We start from the raw sequence: 1,165 nt of genomic DNA on the forward strand, positions 1-1,165 counted from the left end.
TTCGTTGTAAATCAAGCAATATCAAGGAGTTACAACAACATTTTTTACAAAATATGTTTCTCATCCTAGAAAATAATTAACCACCTCAGCGCAATATTGCTATAAAGCTAGTAGCACCAATGAGTTAACGAACTCTTTTTCAATCTCTATCTTTCTCAAAGAAAAAAGGCTGCATACGCAAGCCTCAATTTTTAATATAAGTTCAAATTACAAAAAATCATAGATGTCTGTCTGATGTGATGCTTTCTCTGCCTCTATGATTACATCTGCAGTGGTTGGCATCCGTCTATCCCTAATTACCATCTCATACCCGATAACTTTTCGTCCTTTTTTTACAGTTGTTAAATCTATATCAGCGTTGAATTTCATTTCTAATTCTTCGCATGCCACCATTAGAGCGTTCCTCTTAAACAAACCTGCAGGCCATGACTTCTCTTCACCCAAGAACCAATCTTGCCACTCCTCTAAACTTCCCTTAATGGTTGTATATTCTCGATTTCCTAAGCGATATGCTTCCCAAAGTTTCATCAAGATCAAAGAATACTTTGATTTCACATTTCCTAACTCATCCAAATGGAAAGAGTAGTAGTTTCTTTTCAACTCAAAAACTAAAGGTCCAGCATCTTCAGAGAATTTGAACTCTACAAGGCCATCCTCGATAAATCTTATTCTGCTGAAAAGTTGAGTCATGATTATTGAACGTCTACCGTCAGGCAATGTTTCAGGGATATATAGGGCTGTATTCTCGTTAAGTCTCGAAAAAGCTTCTGCAATCCGTCTATAATTCTGACCGTTTTTAGTTAATCCAAAGTGCTTCATAATGTCAAGGCTATGAACCGTAAAGACATCACCGACTCTACTATCTTTCGTTACAGATGAAAAACAGTAGTCTAAAACCTTGTGTTCAAAAGCTTTTAAATTACCAAAAGCTTTGGCCAAGTCATTCGCCTGGACAACTAAATAATTTTGACGAGAAGCTAGTTCTTCATAGATTTTACTGGATTTTCTATTTGATACCATCTTGTTTACCTTTTACTATGTTTCCTATTATGCTATATTCTATCAATTTTTAATTTTATAGTCAATAATGGGGTACAAAATAGTCAATAATGGGGTACAAAATAGTCAATAATGGGGTACAAAATAGTCAATAATGGGGTACAAA

The 1,165-nt window shown here is 34.9% G+C and carries 1 protein-coding gene; it reads right to left on the reverse strand.

Going from position 1 to position 1,165, the window contains the following annotated elements:
• Nucleotides 1-207 precede the first annotated feature (207 nt).
• Nucleotides 208-1,020, reverse strand: coding sequence for a replication initiation protein (locus GMD3S_RS0210110; protein ID WP_000254441.1), 813 nt, complete (start codon nt 1,018-1,020; stop codon nt 208-210).
• Nucleotides 1,021-1,165 lie beyond the last annotated feature (145 nt).

The organism is Streptococcus sp. GMD3S, assembly GCF_000298695.2.
Classification (GTDB): Bacteria; Bacillota; Bacilli; order Lactobacillales; family Streptococcaceae; genus Streptococcus.

Bases quoted from the DNA above. Each gene is read 5' to 3' on its own strand.
- GMD3S_RS0210110 (WP_000254441.1), bottom strand. From the start codon at position 1,020: ATGGTATCAAATAGAAAATCCAGTAAAATCTATGAAGAACTAGCTTCT.